The 17,792-nt window shown below is 66.2% G+C and carries 17 protein-coding genes; 4 read left to right on the forward strand and 13 right to left on the reverse strand.

The genetic code is table 11. The annotated features are described in order from the left end of the window. Positions 1 to 16 precede the first annotated feature (16 nt). Genes QTH97_RS08400 through QTH97_RS08415 form a run of 4 tightly spaced genes read right to left on the reverse strand, consistent with a single transcriptional unit; the run spans position 17 to position 3,356 of the window. On the reverse strand, positions 17 to 724 hold the full coding sequence (locus tag QTH97_RS08400; RefSeq protein WP_286567674.1) for an ABC transporter ATP-binding protein: 708 nt from the start codon (positions 722 to 724) through the stop codon (positions 17 to 19). After that, positions 711 to 1,475, reverse strand: coding sequence for an ABC transporter ATP-binding protein (locus QTH97_RS08405; protein ID WP_286567675.1), 765 nt, complete (start codon positions 1,473 to 1,475; stop codon positions 711 to 713). The genes QTH97_RS08400 and QTH97_RS08405 overlap by 14 nt, the downstream gene beginning before the upstream one ends. After that, entirely contained in the window at positions 1,468 to 2,490 is a 1,023-nt protein-coding gene (locus QTH97_RS08410; protein WP_286567676.1) for a branched-chain amino acid ABC transporter permease, read from the reverse strand. The genes QTH97_RS08405 and QTH97_RS08410 overlap by 8 nt, the downstream gene beginning before the upstream one ends. Beyond that, on the reverse strand, positions 2,490 to 3,356 hold the full coding sequence (locus QTH97_RS08415) for a branched-chain amino acid ABC transporter permease (RefSeq protein WP_286567677.1): 867 nt from the start codon (positions 3,354 to 3,356) through the stop codon (positions 2,490 to 2,492). The genes QTH97_RS08410 and QTH97_RS08415 overlap by 1 nt, the downstream gene beginning before the upstream one ends. Positions 3,357 to 3,540: 184 nt before the next feature. On the opposite strand from QTH97_RS08415, the gene QTH97_RS08420 reads away from it, so the two are divergent. After that, entirely contained in the window at positions 3,541 to 3,789 is a 249-nt protein-coding gene (locus QTH97_RS08420; RefSeq protein WP_286567678.1) for a DUF3297 family protein, read from the forward strand. Here QTH97_RS08420 and QTH97_RS08425 read toward each other — a convergent pair. From QTH97_RS08425 to QTH97_RS08440, 4 genes are read right to left on the reverse strand one after another with little or no spacing between them, the layout of a single operon-like run. After that, the gene (locus QTH97_RS08425; RefSeq protein WP_286567679.1) at positions 3,780 to 4,490 is read right to left on the reverse strand and encodes a hypothetical protein; all 711 of its coding nucleotides are present in this window, start codon (positions 4,488 to 4,490) and stop codon (positions 3,780 to 3,782) included. The genes QTH97_RS08420 and QTH97_RS08425 overlap by 10 nt on opposite strands. 15 nt (positions 4,491 to 4,505) lie before the next feature. Further along, complete coding sequence (locus QTH97_RS08430) at positions 4,506 to 5,276, reverse strand: class II aldolase/adducin family protein (RefSeq protein WP_286567680.1); 771 nt, start codon at positions 5,274 to 5,276, stop codon at positions 4,506 to 4,508. A gap of 36 nt (positions 5,277 to 5,312) precedes the next feature. Beyond that, complete coding sequence (locus QTH97_RS08435; RefSeq protein WP_286567681.1) at positions 5,313 to 6,671, reverse strand: class II 3-deoxy-7-phosphoheptulonate synthase; 1,359 nt, start codon at positions 6,669 to 6,671, stop codon at positions 5,313 to 5,315. Positions 6,672 to 6,713: 42 nt separating this feature from the next. After that, entirely contained in the window at positions 6,714 to 10,202 is a 3,489-nt protein-coding gene (locus tag QTH97_RS08440) for a hypothetical protein (protein WP_286567682.1), read from the reverse strand. 135 nt (positions 10,203 to 10,337) lie between these two features. Between QTH97_RS08440 and QTH97_RS08445 the strand changes: the two genes are divergently transcribed. Further along, the gene (locus QTH97_RS08445; RefSeq protein WP_286567683.1) at positions 10,338 to 11,360 is read left to right on the forward strand and encodes an SGNH/GDSL hydrolase family protein; all 1,023 of its coding nucleotides are present in this window, start codon (positions 10,338 to 10,340) and stop codon (positions 11,358 to 11,360) included. Here QTH97_RS08445 and QTH97_RS08450 read toward each other — a convergent pair. The 5 genes from QTH97_RS08450 to QTH97_RS08470 all read right to left on the reverse strand — a co-directional run bounded on the left by QTH97_RS08450 (position 11,343) and on the right by QTH97_RS08470 (position 15,946). Then, on the reverse strand, positions 11,343 to 12,005 hold the full coding sequence (locus QTH97_RS08450; RefSeq protein WP_286567684.1) for a hypothetical protein: 663 nt from the start codon (positions 12,003 to 12,005) through the stop codon (positions 11,343 to 11,345). The two genes, QTH97_RS08445 and QTH97_RS08450, sit on opposite strands and share 18 nt — an antisense overlap. A gap of 91 nt (positions 12,006 to 12,096) precedes the next feature. Continuing rightward, the gene (locus tag QTH97_RS08455; RefSeq protein WP_286567685.1) at positions 12,097 to 12,702 is read right to left on the reverse strand and encodes a murein L,D-transpeptidase catalytic domain-containing protein; all 606 of its coding nucleotides are present in this window, start codon (positions 12,700 to 12,702) and stop codon (positions 12,097 to 12,099) included. 18 nt (positions 12,703 to 12,720) lie between these two features. Next, positions 12,721 to 14,325 carry an arylsulfatase gene (locus tag QTH97_RS08460; protein ID WP_286567686.1) on the reverse strand — a complete coding sequence of 535 codons (1,605 nt, stop codon included), beginning with the start codon at positions 14,323 to 14,325 and terminating at the stop codon, positions 12,721 to 12,723. Positions 14,326 to 14,422: 97 nt separating this feature from the next. Further along, positions 14,423 to 15,271, reverse strand: coding sequence for an alpha/beta hydrolase (locus tag QTH97_RS08465; RefSeq protein WP_286567687.1), 849 nt, complete (start codon positions 15,269 to 15,271; stop codon positions 14,423 to 14,425). 9 nt (positions 15,272 to 15,280) lie between these two features. Then, positions 15,281 to 15,946, reverse strand: coding sequence for a TetR/AcrR family transcriptional regulator (locus tag QTH97_RS08470; RefSeq protein WP_286567688.1), 666 nt, complete (start codon positions 15,944 to 15,946; stop codon positions 15,281 to 15,283). A 179-nt stretch (positions 15,947 to 16,125) separates the two neighbouring features. On the opposite strand from QTH97_RS08470, the gene QTH97_RS08475 reads away from it, so the two are divergent. Further along, complete coding sequence (locus QTH97_RS08475; protein ID WP_286567689.1) at positions 16,126 to 16,998, forward strand: fumarylacetoacetate hydrolase family protein; 873 nt, start codon at positions 16,126 to 16,128, stop codon at positions 16,996 to 16,998. Then, positions 16,995 to 17,792 carry an alpha/beta fold hydrolase gene (locus QTH97_RS08480; RefSeq protein WP_286567690.1) on the forward strand — a complete coding sequence of 266 codons (798 nt, stop codon included), beginning with the start codon at positions 16,995 to 16,997 and terminating at the stop codon, positions 17,790 to 17,792. The genes QTH97_RS08475 and QTH97_RS08480 overlap by 4 nt, the downstream gene beginning before the upstream one ends.

Genomic DNA, 17,792 nt, shown 5'->3' on the forward strand with positions numbered 1-17,792 from the left:
ATGAATTGGCGCCGGCTCAGGCGCCGATGTAGGCGGCACGCACGGCCTCGTTGTGGAGCAGCGAATCGCGATCGCCCTCCAGCGTGATGTGGCCGCGCTCGATCACATAAGCGCGGTGCGCGATGGCCAGGGCCGAATACGCGTTCTGCTCGGCCAGCAGCACGGTAGTGCCGGACTGGTTGATGCGCTGGATGACCTCGAACACCTGCTTGACGATCAGCGGCGCCAGACCGAGCGAAGGCTCGTCGAGCAGCAGCAGCTTGGGCCGGCCGAGCATGGCGCGACCGATGGCGACCATCTGCTGCTGCCCGCCCGACAGAGACCCGGCCGGATCGTTCTGCTTTTTCTCGAGGATCGGGAACAGCTCGAACACCTCGTCGAGCGAACGCTGGATGCCCGCCTTGTCGCGCCGGTGCACATAGGCGCCGAGCGTGAGGTTCTTCTTCACGGACATCATCGGGAACAGCTTGCGGCCCTCGGGGCAATGCACCAGGCCCGCGCCGACGATCTGCGCCGGCCGCTGGCCCACCAGTTCGCGATCGCCGAAGCGGATGCTGCCGGCGCTCGGCTTCTGGATGCCGCTCGCGGCCATGAAGATCGAGGTCTTGCCCGCGCCGTTGGCCCCCAGCAGGACGACCAGTTCGCCGGGCGCTGCATGCAGGTTGACGCCGCTCAGCGCACGGAAGCTGCCGTAGTGCAGGTCGACTCCTTCAAACCGCAGCATGGTCCGCTCCCAGGTAGGCCTCGATCACGTGCGGATCGCGCCGGATCTCGGCGGGCGTGCCCTCGGCGATCTTGGCGCCGTTGTTGAGCACGACGATCTTGTCGGCCAGTCGCATGATCATGTCCATCTTGTGCTCGATCAGGCACACGGTCTTGCCGTGGTCCACCAGCTTGCGGATCAGGGCCGCCAGGCCCACCGTCTCCTCGGGGTTCACGCCGCCGGCCGGTTCGTCGAGCAGCAGCAGTTCCGGGTCGGTCGCGAGCGCCAGCGCGAAAGCCACGCGCTTGCGCTCCTCCTGCGTGATGTCGGCCGCGATGCGGTTGGCGATGTGCGAGAGGCCGACGAAGTCGAGCGCTTCCTGTGCCTTGTCGCGGCACAGGCGCTCTTCCTCCTTCAGCCGGCTCGTGTTCGCGAGCACGTCCCACAGGCCCGACTTGGTGCGCAGGCGGTGTCCGACGATCAGGTTGTCCAGCACGGTCGCGTTGTCGAACAGGTGCGTGGTCTGGAAGGTGCGCGCAATGCCCAGCTTCGCGACGTGATCGGGCCGCATGCCGGTCACGTCGCGGCCGTTGAAGCTGATGCGCCCGGAAGTCGGCCTGTGCGTGCCCGCCACCAGGTTGAAGAAGGTGGTCTTGCCCGCGCCGTTCGGGCCGATGATGGCGCTGACCTGCCCGCGCTCGAATCGTGTCGACACCTGGTCGACCGCGGTGAGGCCGAAGAACTGCTTTGTCAGGTCGTTGATCTCAAGCATTGCCTTGTGCCTCCCTCGCGACCGCATCGGTGACGGCCGGTTCCAATGGCCGCGCCTTTGCCGCCTTGGCCGCATCCGCGCGCTGTGCGCGCCGCTTGAGCCAGGTGCCCACGATGCCGTCGGGCAGGAAGATGATCAGCGCGATCAGCACCGGGCCGAACACGACCATGCGGTAGTCCTGCAGGAACTGAAGGCTCTGCGTGAGCCAGGTGACCAGGAAGGTGCCGACCAGCGGCCCGAGCAACGTGCCGATGCCGCCGACCAAGGTGAACATGACGAGGTCGAAGGTCACGACCTCGCTCGCGAGATCGGGGCCCAGAAAACGTACCTGCCCCGCATACAGCGCCCCGGCGAACCCGGCGTAGACCACCGACAGCACGAAGGACAGCGTCTTGGTGCGCATCAGGTCGATGCCGAGCGCTTCGGCCAGGTCGTCGCTGTTGCGCACCGCCATGAAGCTGCGGCCGAGCAGCGATCGCACGATGCGCGACATGATCCAGATGCCCAGCGCCAGGAAGGCCAGCACCAGGTAGTACTGCGACAGCGGCGTCCCGAATTGCAGCGGCCCGATGCCCGTCGGCGCGGGGATGCCCATGATGCCGACCGGCCCGTGCGTCAGGCTTTCCCATTTCTCGATCAGCAGGAACATGATGTAGCTCACGCACAGCGTGAAGATCGAGAAGTAGTGGCCCTTGAGCCGCAGCGACAGCAGGCCGATGAAGAAGCCGAGCACGCCGGTCACGACGCCGGCCAGCACGAAGGCGATCCAGAACGAGACGTGGTGATCGACCGTCAGGATGCCGACCGTGTACGCACCGACTGCCATGAAGGCACCGTGCGCAAGGTTGAACTGCCCCGTGTAGCCCGTGATCAGGTTCAGCCCCAACGCGGCGATGGCCATGATGAAGGCCTGCGTCGCCACCGAGATCAGGTAGTTGTTCTGCGCAAAGAACGGAAACACCAGCGCCACGACGGCCAGCAGCGCCCAGCCCGTCTTGCCTTGAAGCCAGTTCATCAGCGCGCCCCTTTCGCGGTGAACAGGCCCTGCGGCCGGAAGGACAGGATCACCACCAGCAGCACGAAGGCGATGATGTCCTTGTAGTCCGTCGAGAAATAGAAGCCGCCGAAGCTCTCGGCCATGCCGATGATCAGCCCGCCGACGATCGCGCCCGGGAAGCTGCCCATGCCGCCCAGGATGATGATCACGAAGGCCTTGGTGATCACCAGGTTGCCCATGGCCGGGTAGACGAGGTTGATCGGCGCATAGAGCACTGCCGCGATCGCGGCCAGCGCGCCCGAGATGGCGAACACCAGCAGCGTCACGCGCGTCGCGTCGATGCCGACCAGCGCGGCGCCGTCACGGTTCTGCGCCATCGCGATGATGGTCGAGCCAAGCACCGTGTGATTGAGGAACAGGTGCAGCAGCACCATCAGGCCGAAGGCGCCCGCGATGATCAGCAGGCGCTGCAAAGGCGCAGTGAGCCCGAAGACCTCGACCACCTGCCCGTACGGCGTCGGCATGCGGTGGAAGTCCGCGCCGAAGAGCGCCTGCGCGCCCGCTTCGAGGAACAGCAGGATGCCGATGGCGGCGATCATGTCGTGCAGTTCGGGCGCATTGCGCAGGGGATGGAACACCAGCCTCTGCGCCAGCATCGCGATCACCGCGACGATGGCCGCCGCGCCGGCCATGGACAGCCAGTAGTTCACACCCAGCTTGGCCATCAGGTAATAACCTGCGAACGCACCGGTCATGTAGAACGCGCCGTGCGCGAAGTTGGGCACGTGCAGGATGCCGTACACCAGTGTCAGGCCCAGTGCCACCAGGCTGTAGACGCCGCCGATGGTGAGGCCGTTCAGAAGTTGCTGGAAAAAGAGCTCCACGTGTTCCTCGGTGTGACTCGGGGGGAACGACGCCGGTGCGGCATCGAGGCAAGGGGCTGATTGTGGAAGTGGCATCGGTCGGGTCGCCTCAAGGTTTCACCTGAGACCGCGTCACGTGTGAGACACCTTTTTCTACCGACCGGTAGGTCCTTCAAAATAGCGGCCCTTGAGGAACCCTTATTTCATGACCGAAGCCACCCCGAAGCCACCCCTCCCCGACCACCTGTCGATCGACCCGCGCAGTCCGCACCATGTCCCTGCCGTGTTCGAACACGACATCGGAATCCGCTTCAACGACAAGGAACGCGGCGACGTCGAGGAATACTGCATCAGCGAAGGCTGGATCAAGGTGCCCGCAGGCCGCACGCTGGACCGCAAGGGCAAGCCCCTGCTGATCAAGCTGAAGGGCAAGGTGGAGGCCTTCTACCGGTAGGCACCCGAATCCGGGCACACGCTGGCAAGTGCGCCGTCCAGGAGGACTTGCTCATCATCGAGTCGCAGCGACGTCGCAGGGTCGATGTCGAAGGCGATTCCCAGTGCGCGCCCGACATCGGCGTTCTCGATCGGAAGCTCCCAGGTCAGGAAGACCTGGGTGCAATCCTGGCCAGGCGCAAACTGCGCCTCATCGAAGCCGCTGCTGCCGCGCCGGATGACGGCGTGAGGCTGGGCGGTGTCGAAGACCAGAGCCGTGCCCCTCACCAAGGAAATTCGACGGCCAGCAACAGGGAAATGCACATCCAGCCCCCTGTCCTCGCTCACGAAGAGATTGCAGAAGGCCGCGCCGCCGTATTGGGCGCCGTCGTGGTGGTACCTCGCGCCGCGGCAGGCCATCAGGGCGACGTCGCTGGAGGCCAGCACGTCGTGCAGGCCTAGCGAGCGCGTCCAGTCGGACACGGCCTGCACGCAGTGCCTGTAGTCCGGCCAACGCACGCGCGCTCTCGCCAAAGGCAATGGCTCGACATCGCCGGGCTCCAGGCCCAGGCGCTGCGAAATCTCCCGCTCCCAATCGGCCACGAGCCTGGCAGGGGGAGCAGGCACGTCGACCATGCCTGACAGCACGACATCGCTCACGCTCCGGCTGCGGATGGCATCGCCGCTCCAGAAATAGGAAGCAAGTCGAGGGGGATGGCTCATGGGAGGACCGCGGTTTCAACCCACGAGATCGGGGTCGCTCGCGATGATGTCATCCCACAGCGTCTGGAACGACAGCCAGCCGAAGGTGGGAGAACCCAGTACCGACGCGAGCCACCGGGCATCCTCCGTCTGCCAATGGGTCGGCTTTCCGGCCGCCTCCGCCAAGAGCTGCGCTTCGCAGCACCGATTCATCAGCACGAACCACCAGGCGGCCTCGTCGATGCTCTGCCCCGTCGAGAAGATGCCGTGCCCGCCATGGATCGCGACGCGCTTGTCGCCGAATCCGGCAGCGAACCGCGCCGCGGCCTCCGCATCGCGCACCACCCGGGGCTCCAGGATGAGCGCCTGGTTCTCGAAGAAGATGCAGGCGTCCTGCGTGATGGGGTCGAGCAGGCGCTCGAAGGACGACCAGGTCGACGCGTGCAGCGCGTGCGCGTGGCAAACGGCCATCACCTCCGGGCGTGCCTGGTGAATGGCGGTGTGCAACAGCAGTCCGACGGGATTGACCATGCCGCTGCCGCGCATCACCTTTCCCTGTGGGTTGACCTGGACCAGATCCGACACCTTGACGCGGGTCATGGCGACACCGACCGGATTGACCCAGAAGTGATCGTGCAGCTCGGGGTCGCGCATCGTGACATGCCCCAGGAGCCCTTCGGAGAATCCGCGCCGGCCGAAGATGCGGCAAGCGGCAGCGAGGCGCTGCAGCAGGTAAGTCCGCTCCGCACCCTTGCTGTCGAAGCTCGGTGGCACCCGCGAGGCAAAGCTCTGTACGCCGATCTGCACGATGGGACTCCTTTCGCTGAAACCTTCGATGGGCCTTCACCGCCGGCGCCGGGAAAGCACTTCCGCAATCAGGAAGGCCAGCTCCAGGCTCTGCGATCCGTTCAATCGCGGATCGCAGGCGCTGCGATAGCGCGCCGACAGTCCCTCGTCCGTCAGCGCCTGCGCGCCGCCCCGGCATTCGGTGACGTCCTGCCCCGTCATCTCGAAATGCAGGCCTCCGGGATAGGTGCCCTCCTGCCCGTGCGCTGCAAAGAAGCCGCGCAGCTCCTGGAGGATGCGTTCGAAGTCGCGCGTCTTGTAGCCGGTGGTCGAGGTCACCGTGTTGCCGTGCATGGGGTCGCAGCACCACACTGGCGTGCGGCCGGCGCGGTGCACGGCGCGCAGCAGGGGCGGCAGCCGCTCGGCCACCTTGTCGCTTCCCATGCGGGCGATCAGCACCAGGCGGCCGGGTTCCTGCTCCGGGTCCAGCAGATCCATGAGTCGCAGCACGTCATCCGGGCTGGCCGACGGCCCCAGCTTGACGCCGATCGGGTTGCCCACGCCGCGCATGTACTCGACATGGGCGCCGTCCAACTGGCGGGTGCGCTCGCCCAGCCAGAGCATGTGGGCCGAGCCTCCGTACCAACTGGCAGTGCGCTCGTCGAAGCGAGTCAGTGCCTCCTCGTAGTGCAGGTGCAAGGCCTCGTGGGAGGTATAGAACTCGACCGCGTGCAGTTGCGGCGCCCGGGAGGCGTCGAACCCGCAGGCCTCCATGAACGCCAGCGACTGCGTGATGCGGTCCGCGAGTTCTTCGAAGCGCTCGCCCTGAGGGCTCGAGCGGACGAAGTCCGCGGTCCACCGATGCACTTCGTGCAGGTCGGCAAAGCCGCCTTGGGCCAGGGCGCGCAGCAGGTTCAGGGTGGTGGCGGAGTGCGAGTAGGCCATCAGCAGGCGGGAAGGGTCCGGCTGCCGCGCCGGCGCCGTGAACTCGCTGCCGTTGATGATGTCCCCGCGGTAGGAGGGCAGCGTCGCCCCGTCCTGCGTTTCGACCTCGGAGGACCGCGGCTTGGCGAACTGGCCCGCAATGCGCCCCACCTTCACCACCGGGCAGGCCGCGGCGTAGGTGAGCACGACCGCCATCTGCAGGATCACGCGGAAGGTGGATTCCACTGGCTCCTGGCCGAACTCGTCGAAGCTCTCCGCACAGTCACCGCCCTGCAACAGGAATGCCTCGCCGCGGGACACCGCCGCGAGGCGTGCGCGCAATTGCGAGATCTCACCGGGGAATATGAGGGAGGGCAGGCCGCAGAGGCGTCGCTCCGTCTCCTGCAACGCGCGCGCATCGGGATACGACGGCATCTGCAGCGCAGTGAGGCCTCTCCAGGAGGATGGGCGCCAATCTTGCGGGTGGAACATCGGTGGAACTCCGTGTCCGGCCGATTAGACCAGACCACCGGGCTAGCCGCTGCCGTTCACGTCAGTGCGAGGGCGAGAGGCTGCGCAATCGGGTTGATCGGGCGTCACCACACATTCCGCCTGATGATCCAACGCCTTCCGCGCTGCGGGCGACAGGTACCAGCCGAGCGGCACCAAGGTGACCTCTGTGGTCTGGTCGAGCAGCCAGGGTCGCATCGGCGCCAGATCCGCACCCATCGCGGCGACGGCCTGCCTGCCTCGAGCCCCGATGCCGGAGACGTTGAGCAGTGTCACGGGTGGCCCCAGCAAGTCCACGTAGAGGCCCCATGAGGCACTCTTCTGCGGTGTTGCCAGGTCCGCGTCATCGGCTCGTACGTTCTTCGTCAGGCAACGCGGCTCCGGCTCCCTGGACCCCTGCTTCTCGCAGCGCGGCTTGATTTGCCCATTGCGGATGAGCACCAATTGCGGCTTCCAGCCCGACGGCAACTTGTCACGCAAGGCGCGAAACACATCGGAGAGGCTCTCGGCCCCACTGTTGTCGTGGTATCCGCCGTCTGCCAGGTGGCCGATGACCTCCGCCGCCCCCCGACGGTCTTGCGCCTGCACCGGCTGCAGCGCCCCGAGTGGATTGATGAAGGGAAAGCGCGCCGCCGCATGGGCCGCGGTGATGAGGCTCGGCTGAGACCCGGCCTCCGCAATCACGTCCTGACTCGCAGGCGTGTCGCGCGGGGGCAGCCGCATCGTCGACAAGGTCGCACGGTTGCCCGATTCGACCCACGTGCTGTTGAGCATCAGTTCAGGTTCTCCTTGTTTCGCGGACGAAGGCGCAAGCGAATCCGCCAGCGCGGGAAACTGCCGCATCCATTCCCGCTCGAAGCCCAGCGCCCTGCTCAGGTAACCGCAACCGGGCTGGCCGCAGATCGAAGGACCTCCCGCCCTGTACAGCGGAAGAATCCGGGCAAACACGTCCTCGAACAACATCGCTCCCAGCAAGGGGGACAGGGCATCGAGGCGAGCGAAACGTGTCTTGACGCACGGGCCGACGGGATGCCCGGGGGGCATTTCGCGCAGACAGGCGATGTACACCGCCTCTCCGACCGCGCCCCCCGACACGCCGCTGAGCACCACTGTGCGGCTGTCGAACGATGCCGCGGCGGGCCGGTCATGGAGCTTTGCCAGGATCAGCGCTGTCCAATAGGCGGCTCGAATGCCTCCGCCCTCGCTGGCGACCAGGTAGACCCGATGGTCCGCCTCGGTCGGAACAACGTCCTTCAACGAGGAAGCCCGTTCAGCCACGACGCGGTCGAGCGTGCGATCCGTCCGGATCGGATCGGTGGAACGAAGCAGCGGCTGCGTATCCCGATCAACGAAGTGAAGGCCGCCCCCGACCCCTGCGACAACCACGACAGCCAACAGGGAGCGACGCAGGCGTTCATTGGGTCTCCAGGCCCGCACCTTCGGGTCTTCCCTCGAAGTCGCAGGCCTGTAGAGCAACACGAACCACAACACCACGCTCATCGCGCAAAGCAGGACTGTCACCGTCAGGCCGTTGTTCCGCAAAGTCGCCAAGGTCGTGTCGCTCGCGCCCGCGAGCGTGTTGAGCGGCATGACATGGTTGTCCACGAGCTTCAACAGGCCCAGAACGCCGACGACGCCGAGGATGGCCAGTCCCCACGGAATGGTCTGACGCTGCTCCGCCAGCGAAATCGCGCCCGCCACGCCCATCCACCAGACGAGCGCCAGGCACAGCAAGGCAAACGTCGCTGGCGCCTGCGAGGTGGTGTCAGGCCACCATGCCATGCACGCGCGCAAGAGAAGCATCAGCGCAAGCGCCACCAGCGGCAGGCCAATGGGCCTGCTCAGCGGGATCAGCGGGCGAAACAGGCGTGCGACCGGCTGGAGCGTCCGGAAGAACGGTGCCAGCTTCGAGCGAATGGCATGCAGGCACCCCGGCGACGCCGGATCGACCACGGCTGCGCCAAGCCCGGCTGCGCCATCGTCGTCCTGGCGACGCTTGATGATCGTGCCCGTGCGCAGCAGCATGTAGACGTCGGATTCACTGTTGTAGTAGTCGCCGGAGTCTTTCAACGACAGCTTCCGGCGCAACTCCAGGAACGCGAATCCGCTCACGATGGCGGCTGTCGCGAAAAGGCCCAGATACACGAAAGTCTCGAAAAGGCCACTGTCGGCGAGAGTGCCCCGGCCTGCGCGCGCCGCTGCGCCCGCATCGCCGGCTGTGTGCGCGACGAGCACGCAGAACATGACAAGAGGCACCAGGGACATCGCACGCGCCCATCCACGCGCGAACTCGCCGACCTGGGTGCGGACATCCTTGCCGCCCGGGAGTGCGAGCCCCGGGCGCTCGACCATCCCCACAAGCCGGGTCCACAACCAGCAGGAGTAGGCCAGCATGCCGACGGAGATGGCCCCGACGATCAACACCGCGACGCTCCACGCGCCCGACCCCGGCGGCGAAGGCTCCGTCTGGCTTCCCCGTGGCCCCGCGAGCGCCAGCAGGACATCGCGGCACTGGTCCAGCACGAGCGTGAAGGCGGCGAACAGGCCCAGCAATGCAAGGATGTAACGGGTCCGGCCGATGACGCCCATCACGCCCGATCGCCAGGCGGCGCGGCACTCCGACATCTCCTCCTGAAGCGCGTCGTGCAGGTCGAGATCCATCCCGAACCACCAAACGACCGCCGCGACCGTGATCGGCATCAGCGCGAGCAGCACTGCAATCGGCTTGACGTCATGGGCCCAGGCGGTGAATCCGTACACAACGGAGTTCGAATCGGCCAGCGCGCCACAAGCCACCGACTTGCCCTGCACGAGTACCACCAGGCCCAGAATCGCCATCGCGGCCAACAGCGCCGTGGTGTTCAGGCACACGGTGCGCTTCTGTTCTCGCTGGGATGCCTTCACCGTGCGCCAGAACATCGCGAACAGGATGACGGCAATCAGGGCACTGACGAAAAAGGCCCAACGGCTGACACCGATTCGCTCGGCCCCGCCGAAATTCTCGATACCGTCGACCAGCCAGAGGACGATGACCAGGATCCAGCTGACGGGCTGCAGCACCAGCTTCAGCCTGCCCTTCTGCAGCGCGCCGCCCAGGCCTCTTGCCGCAGCCAGGATGAGCGCCCCGTACAACGGCATGAACAGTGCCGTGTCGACCAGGACGTAGGCTGCCGCAGCCGGCCAACGCTCGGAGATGGGCGGGCACCAATTGCGTACCGCTTCAAGTACCGTCAAGGCGTTCTTCCAGCCCATCAGGTCCTCGATGCCGAAGCCGGAGGGCAACTTCAGCGCCTTCTGCAGCGAAAAGAGCAGCAATGCCACGATGCCGGATCCCGCCGCGAGCCAGGAGAGCGATGCGATGGAGAAGCCGGCCGAATCGCCGGAATCCGGTTTCGAGCGCCTGCGAGCCGAGGAGCCCCTGCCTCCACTGCCGCGATCGACCGCCTCGACCGGCGATTCCTCTTCGACGTCTGCGCCGTGCATCCGTTCCGGTTCTCCGATCACTGCGCTCATCACGACCTCCAGTCGCCGGGTCTGAGGCCCGGCCCCAGCGATTCAACCCGTTTCGATCGGCGGTTGGCAATCCTCATTTCGGAGGATGTGGCCGCCGCATTCGCGCAATAGTGTGCGACCGAGGAGGAATTCGTCATGACCGTGATCACGAAATATTTCGCCCTGAGCGACCAGGGACTGGCAAGCAAGACCTGGCGGCGCATGGTTCGCATCGACACCGTCGGTGCCGACACGTCCGTGGTCATCAAGACCATGAACCAGCTTGCCCTCGACTGCCTGGTCTACGCCGAAGGCGATTCGTGGTTCGACAAGTTCACGCCGATCCCGAGGGAGGGAACCAACCTTCTCGAAGAAATCCGCACACCTTATGTAGCGGGCGTCGTCGACGTCGCGCACATCGGCGACGAGGCCCGGGACATGGTGCGCGGATGGCAGGCGAGCCGGACGCGGGAGATGTTCAGGCTCTTCTCGTTCAAGGCCATCCTGCTCTCCGCCGGCGGCAACGACCTCAAGAACCTGTTCTCCGACTTGTTCGAGAACAAGGGACTGCTCAGGGCAGGCCAGTCGTCCCGCCTCTCGGAGAGCGACCTTGCGGGCCTGGCCACGCCGGCCAGCTACACGGCCTTCTTCCAGGACGTCATCACCAACATCCAGCGATTCGTCGACATGCGCGATGACGCCAAGGACCCGATCACGCGGAAGGCACCCATCTTCTTGCACGGCTACGACTACCTGCAGCCCCGCCCTGCCGGTGCGACGATCTTCGCGGGCTCCCGGATAGGTCGTGGCCCCTGGCTCTATCCGTCGCTGCTGGCGGCGGGGTTGAGCGACGTCGAAATGAGATCGGTCGCCGACGCCATCGTGGACGAACTGAATCGCCAACTGCAGCTTGCCTTCGCCGCGGCACCGAATGTCCACGTCATCGACCAGCGCGGGCTGCTGACGCCTGCCGATCCCCAGTCAGAGGAAGCTTCGAACGACTGGCTCGACGAGATCCATCCCAACGAGGACGGCTTCGCCAAGCTGGCCAGGAACCGCTGGGAAGTCGAACTCGCGAAAGCGCTGGGCTGGTCGCCGAATGCGGGAGACTTGCAGGATCCTCTTCCAGCCAACAACAGCAGCACCGCGCTGGGCGGTGGCTCATCGGGAACTGGCTGACGGTCCTTCCCCCGGGAAGAGGATTCCGAACAGGGCCCGCACCGCCGGCGTCATGCTCCGGGCTTGCGGCCGCAACAACCCTTCCTCTGCCACCAGCACCTTCGCGTAGACGGCTTCATACACACGCTTGACGACGCCGGGCGCCACGAGCTCCCGGTCGAATCCAGGCGTGATGCCGACCAGCCGCCATCCCATGCGCTCGAAGGTCGCCTGCATGTGCGGATAGTGCATCGTGGCAAGGCCGTAGGCCATGCCCATGCCCATCGCGCGGCCCAGCGCTTCCTCGAGCAAGGGAACGCTCCGGCTCAGGTGCGCGCCCCGGTGCTCCGGAGAAATTGCGCAGATCCGTCCGTACAGGACCTCGCCGTCCACGTCACGCTCGCCCGAGAACACGCCTGCCAACCGATCGCCCTGCTTGATCAGGATGACGATGAAGTCCCTCTCGGGTTCATCCTCCAGACGCACCCTTTGCACGTAGAAGTCCTCGCGCAGATGGCAACTCGCGTTGCCGACAACGATGCCTGGGTACCAGGCCTCGAGTGCCGAGATCAGCACGGGGATCTGGCGTCGGTCGAGCAGCTCGTAGTGGTAGCCCGGCGGCAACGGGGCACTCAAGGCGAGCTCGGAGGCGGAGGGCCACAGCATGGTGTTCTCCAGTAGTGCGCTGCCCATTGTTGCTGTCGCGACCCGCGCCGGATGTGCGCTTTGGCACATCTTCCAAAGCGAGCAGCAACCTTCAGGCCGACCCCGCCACCGCGTAGATCAGCGCCCCTCCGCGCAACAGTTCGATCACCGTATCTCGATCCGCCGACGAAAAGACCATGCATCCGTCGCTGCGCCCCGCCTTGCCATACAGCGCGACGAACTCCGGCTCGACGTACCACTGCGCGTGGATGACGATCAGGCGCTTGTAGGCATTGCCGTTCGTCGGCGACAGGCCACGCAGGCGCATGGAGAGCCCGTTGCCCTCCGTGGGGCTCATGTAGATCTCGTCGGTCCTGAACAGGCCGATGCTGCTGGCGAAGCTGTCGACCACATCCAGGAAGATCTGCGGGATGCCGTCGTTGTCTTCCGGCTCGGACCCGATGCCATGCGCCACCACGAAACTGTGAGCGATGGTCCGGGTCGATCGGTCAATCACATGAAAGCGCGGCAGGCTCGAGTGCACCGAATAGTCCAGCACCGCGCAAAAAGGATGCTCGGAAGGCTGCTCCAGCACATAGGCGACGGCAGGCTCCAGCAGCGGCGAGCGCGCCGCTTGAGCCGACACCGGCGTCAGCGCCGGGGGACCGCAGCCCAGCACGGCGCCGAGGCCCGTTCGGAGCAGCCATCGCCTGTTCACACGGCATCTCTCCTGCGCCTACTTGCCTTTCGAGGCCGCCGCGGCTTCCATCTTCTTGCGGATGTCGCCCATCATCACCTCCAGCACCGTCGCCGGATTGAAGCTGGGCGGGAACGAGCGTGGCGGGAACTCCTTGAAGGTCTCGGCGAACTTGAAGACCTCTTCCATCAGGCCGTACACCTGGCCGATGTGATTGAGCTGCCAGTCCCAGAAGGTATTGGACGTGATGTCCGCGCGTTCGAACGGGTCCTGGAAGAGGTTGAAGATCTTCTGCAGACGCAACTCGGTAAAGGGCTCCGCCCACACCTGCATGGTGCCGGGCACGCGCTGCTCGGCGCAGACGTACTTGTAGTCGCCCTGCCGGATCGCCACGAGCAGGCCGTCGTCGTCGGTGTAGAAGAACAGACTGCGCGCACTCTTCGCGTCGCTCTTTCGCCCCGCCTTGCCGCTGACCTTGCGCAGGAAGCTTGACTGGTCATAGCCGTCGAGATGAACCTTGTAGGTCTTGCCGTTCGCCTTGTAGCCTTTCTTGAGCTTGCCGACGATGTCGGGCTCCCCGGCGATGGAGCACAGCGTCGGAATCCAGTCGTTGTGACTCATCAGCTCGTTGGTGACCGTGCCGGGCTGGATCGTGCCGGGCCAGCGCGCAACGCAGGGCACACGGAAGGCGCCCTCCCAGTTGGTGTTCTTCTCGGAGCGGAAGTGCGTCATGGCACCGTCGGGCCACGAGTTCATGTGCGGGCCGTTGTCGGACGAATAGACGACGATCGTGTTGCTGGCGATGCCCATGTCGTCCAGCGCGTCGAGCAACGTGCCGACCGTGTCGTCGTGCTCGATCATGCCGTCGATGTATTCACTGTCGCCATGCTCGTAGCGGCCGCGATGCTCCGAGCGCACGTGCGTGCGCAAGTGCATGCGGGTCGAGTTGAACCAGACGAAGAAGGGCTTGCCCGCAGTGTTCTGGCGCTTCATGAAGTCGATCGCGGCCGTCGAGGTCTCGTCGTCGATGGTTTCCATGCGCTTCTTGGTCAGCGGCCCGGTGTCCTCGATGGTCTGCTTGCCGACCTTGCCGAAGCGCGGATCGACCGTCCGGTCGTCCTTGCCGGTGGCCTTGCAGTGCAACACGCCGCGCGGACCGAACTTCGCCAGGTACGCCGGATCCTTCGGGTAGTCGGGAAGCTCCGGCTCCTCTTCGGCGTTCAGGTGATAGAGGTTGCCGAGGAACTCGTCGAAGCCATTGACCGTGGGCAGGCTCTCGTTGCGGTCGCCCACGTGGTTCTTGCCGAACTGTCCGGTCGCGTAGCCGAGGTTCTGGAGCAATCCGCCGATTGACGGATCGAGCTGGCTCATCCCCATCGGTGCCCCCGGGAAGCCGACCTTGGTGAGGCCGCTGCGCAGTCCATGCTGTCCGGTCAGGAAGGCCGCGCGGCCGGCAGTGCAACTCTGTTCGCCGTAGTAGTGCAGGAAACGGACACCCTCGTTCGCGATGCGGTCGATGTTGGGCGTCTCGTAGCCCATGATGCCGTCGCTGTACGCGCTGATGTTCGTCACGCCGATGTCGTCACCCCAGATGACGAGGATGTTGGGTTTGTCGGTCGCGCGTCGCGCAGACTTGGTCGCCATCGGGTACTCCTGCATTGGGTTGTCTAGCCCGACGCACCCTAACTACTTCCCGGTGGAAATTGAATTGCACTTTGGTGCAACGGGTGGCCGGAGCGGCTCAGAGGCCCAGGAGTTTCAGCGCCCAACGATGCGTGGTCGACTGCGGCCTGGCGAGTTCGTGGAGCACGTCCATGTGGTTGCGGCCCGCCTCGATCTCCGAGGCGATCACCACGCGCGGACCCCATGCCTTGGCGATCAGGTTCGCCTGACGATGGAACTCCTCGCTTTCGTCGCCGCCCACCACCGTCACCAGCGAGCCGCGCGAAGGTGCGGGCATCGCAGCCGGACTGAGGCGCAGTGCCGACGCTGCGGTCAGGCCGATGTCAGGTGCGAGGAAGGGTGCATGCCGAAGCGGCTCCAGGTCGTAGACGCCCGAGATCGACAGCGCCGACTTCACCAGGTCCGCGGGAAGGTCCGAAGCCACCGTCTTCCAGTTGCACGCCAGCAGCATCGCCGCCAGATGCCCGCCTGCGGAATGCCCCGCCACGACGATACGCCGCGGGTCGCCGCCATGCGCCGCCGAGTGGCGAAAGACCCAGGCCAGTGCCTTGACGAGCTGCCGCACGATGTGCTCGATGCTCACGGCGGGACACAGCGCGTAGTTGAGGTTGACGACCATCGCGCCCGCATCCGCCAGCGGCGGCGCGACGAAGGCGTGGTCCCGCTTGTCGAGGGCGCGCCAATAACCACCGTGGATGTAGACGAACACAGGCGCATCGGTGCCGGCGGGGAGCATGTCGAGCCGTTCAGTCGGGTCGTCTCCGTACGCCACGTCGAACACCCAGCCCGGCCGGGCCAGCGCGCGCGCCGATGCATCGGCCCAGTGCCGGAGGATCGCCGGATGTCCGGGAATGCGTGCGCGGTTGTTGTACTGGGCGTCGAACCACTCGGGCGATCGATCAGGCATGGAGAGTCCTCAACTCGTCTTGCGCTTCGGCGGCGGCTTCTGCTCGGACTCCCGCAGCGCCGCGTCGATCAGTGCATCGGCCATCCACAGCGCGGTGCGCTCGACCTCGCGATCGCGCAGGCCCCAGATGTCCTTGAGGATCACGTAGGGCTCGATGCCGTAAACGACCGAGAGCGCGTGATGCAGCCGGTCGCGCACCGCAGGCCGCATCAGCGGCGCGAGCGGCTCGATCGCGTGCTGGAGGATTCGCACGCGATGGCCGCGCCGATACGGCTCTTCCTCCAGCAGCCCCGCGCGCTCCAGGCCCCATTGCTCCAGCGACAGTTGCGCCGCGGCGCGCAGTTGCGCCTCGAATTCCTTGAAGCGCGGAAAGGTCTGCAGGAACAACTCGTGCACCCGCTCGCGCCCGTTCGGGTTGTCCGAAGCGAGCCTTCGCACCGGTCCGAGCGAGCTGTCGATCACTGCGGTCACCAGCGCGCTGCGGCTCGGGAAGTAGCGGTACGCGGTGGCGCGCGAGACCTTCGACCGCGCCGCGCACTCGGCCACCGACGGAATGTGACCGCTCTCCTGGATGATGGTCATGGCGGTGTCGAGCAGCAAGCGGAAGGTCGCGGCCCTGACGCCGCGCTCGGGGGGTGTCGGGGGTTCGCTCAGCTTGTGCTTCAGTCGGGCCATGGGGTTTGTACGGGGCTCGGAAGGGCCTGGAATCTATTGTGAACAGCTGTGGCCGGACCGTATGATGCAGCGATCCCGATTTGAGACGCAAGTCTCAAACCTGACATCCGAGACTTCCGAGATCCCGTGGCAACTGGTGCACTCCAGCAAGACCGCGGGACCCCATGGAGACAAAGTCGATGCGTTTGGCCAGTTGGAATTGGGGTGGTCGCGACTGCGTGGGCACGATCTCGCCGGACGGGCGTGAAGCCACGCCGCTGGGCGTTCGCGACGCATCGCTCGGCGCCCTGCCGCTGATCCAGGCGCTGGCGCGCGGCGAGCCGATGCCGCAGCCTTCGGGCGTGCGCCTGCCGGTCGAGCTCGTCACCCTCCGCGCGCCCTTGCCGCGTCCGCTGCGAAGCCTGTTCTGCGTCGGACGCAACTACCGCGCGCATGCCGCCGAGCTGGCCGGCTCGGTGTTCCGCTCTGCCATGCCCGAGAGCGACCCCTGGCCCATCGTCTTTGGCAAGCTGGGCGAATGCGTGGTCGGACCGCACGACGCGGTGCGCCTGCCCTCGCCCGCCGCCTCGGTGCAGATCGACTACGAATCCGAGCTCGCCGTCGTCATCGGCCGCGGCGGCCGCGACATTCCCGCGTCACGGGCGATGGACCATGTGTTCGGCTACACGATCGTCAACGACGTGACCGCGCGCGACGTGCAGATGCGCCACCAGCAATGGGACCTGGGCAAGAGCTTCGATACCTTCTGCCCGATGGGCCCGTGGATCGTGACGGGCGACGAAGTCGACGGCCGCGCGACCCGCGTTCGCGGCTGGGTCAACGGCGCGCTGCGGCAGGACGGACAGACCCGCGACATGATCTTCGACATCCCCACGCTGATCGAGACTTGCTCGCGCGGCATCACGCTGCACCCCGGCGACGTCATTGCCACCGGGACGCCCTCCGGCGTGGGCATGGGCCTGGACCCGCCGCAATGGCTGAAGTCGGGCGACGTGGTGCGCATCGAGATCGACGGCGTCGGCGTCATCGAGAACCGGTTCGAACCATCATGAGCTTTCAGCTGATCGACCGCATCGCGGTGGAAGAGGAAGGCGAAGGCCCCGCCGTCGTCTGCGTGCATGGGCTGGGCGGCACCTCCAACACCTGGACGCCGCTGATGCCTGCGCTGGCGCGGCACCGGGTGATCCGCGTCGACCTGCCGGGCAGCGGACGCTCGCACCGGGCCGAAGGCGATTTGTCGATCGCGCGCTACGTCGAGACCTTGCTCGACATCTGCGAGCGCCTGAACGTCTCGCGCGCACACTGGCTAGGCCATTCGATGGGCACCATCGTCTGCCAGCACATCGCGGCGGCGCATCCGAAGCGGGTGGCGAGCGTCGCACTCTTCGGCCCGCTCATCGCGCCGCCCGATGCGGCACGCGCAGCCATGAAGGCGCGTGCCGCGAAGGCGCGAGAGGGCGCGGCCGGCATGCACGAGATCACCGAGGGGCTGCTCCAGGCCGCGATTTCCCGCGACACGCGCGAGCGCCTGCCGGTCGCAGTGGCCTTCGTGCGGGAGAGCCTGATGCGGCAGGACGGTGACGGCTATGCCCGCAGTTGCGAGGCTCTGGCCGGCTCGCAGGCTGCGGCGGTCGAGACCATCGAGGCGCCGGTGCTGCTGGTCACCGGCGACGAGGACGGCGTGGCGCCGCCGCAGGCCGTGCGCGCCATGGCCGACCGGCTGCATCGCGCCGCCAGCAAACGCGTGGTCGTGCTGCCGCGCTGCGGGCACTGGACGCCGGTGGAGCGCCCCGAGGAGTGCCAGCGTGAGCTGCGCGACTTTCTTGCCACCCACGCAAGGAGCTGA

It is taken from the genome of Variovorax gracilis (assembly GCF_030317115.1).
GTDB lineage: Bacteria > Pseudomonadota > Gammaproteobacteria > Burkholderiales > Burkholderiaceae_C > Variovorax > Variovorax gracilis.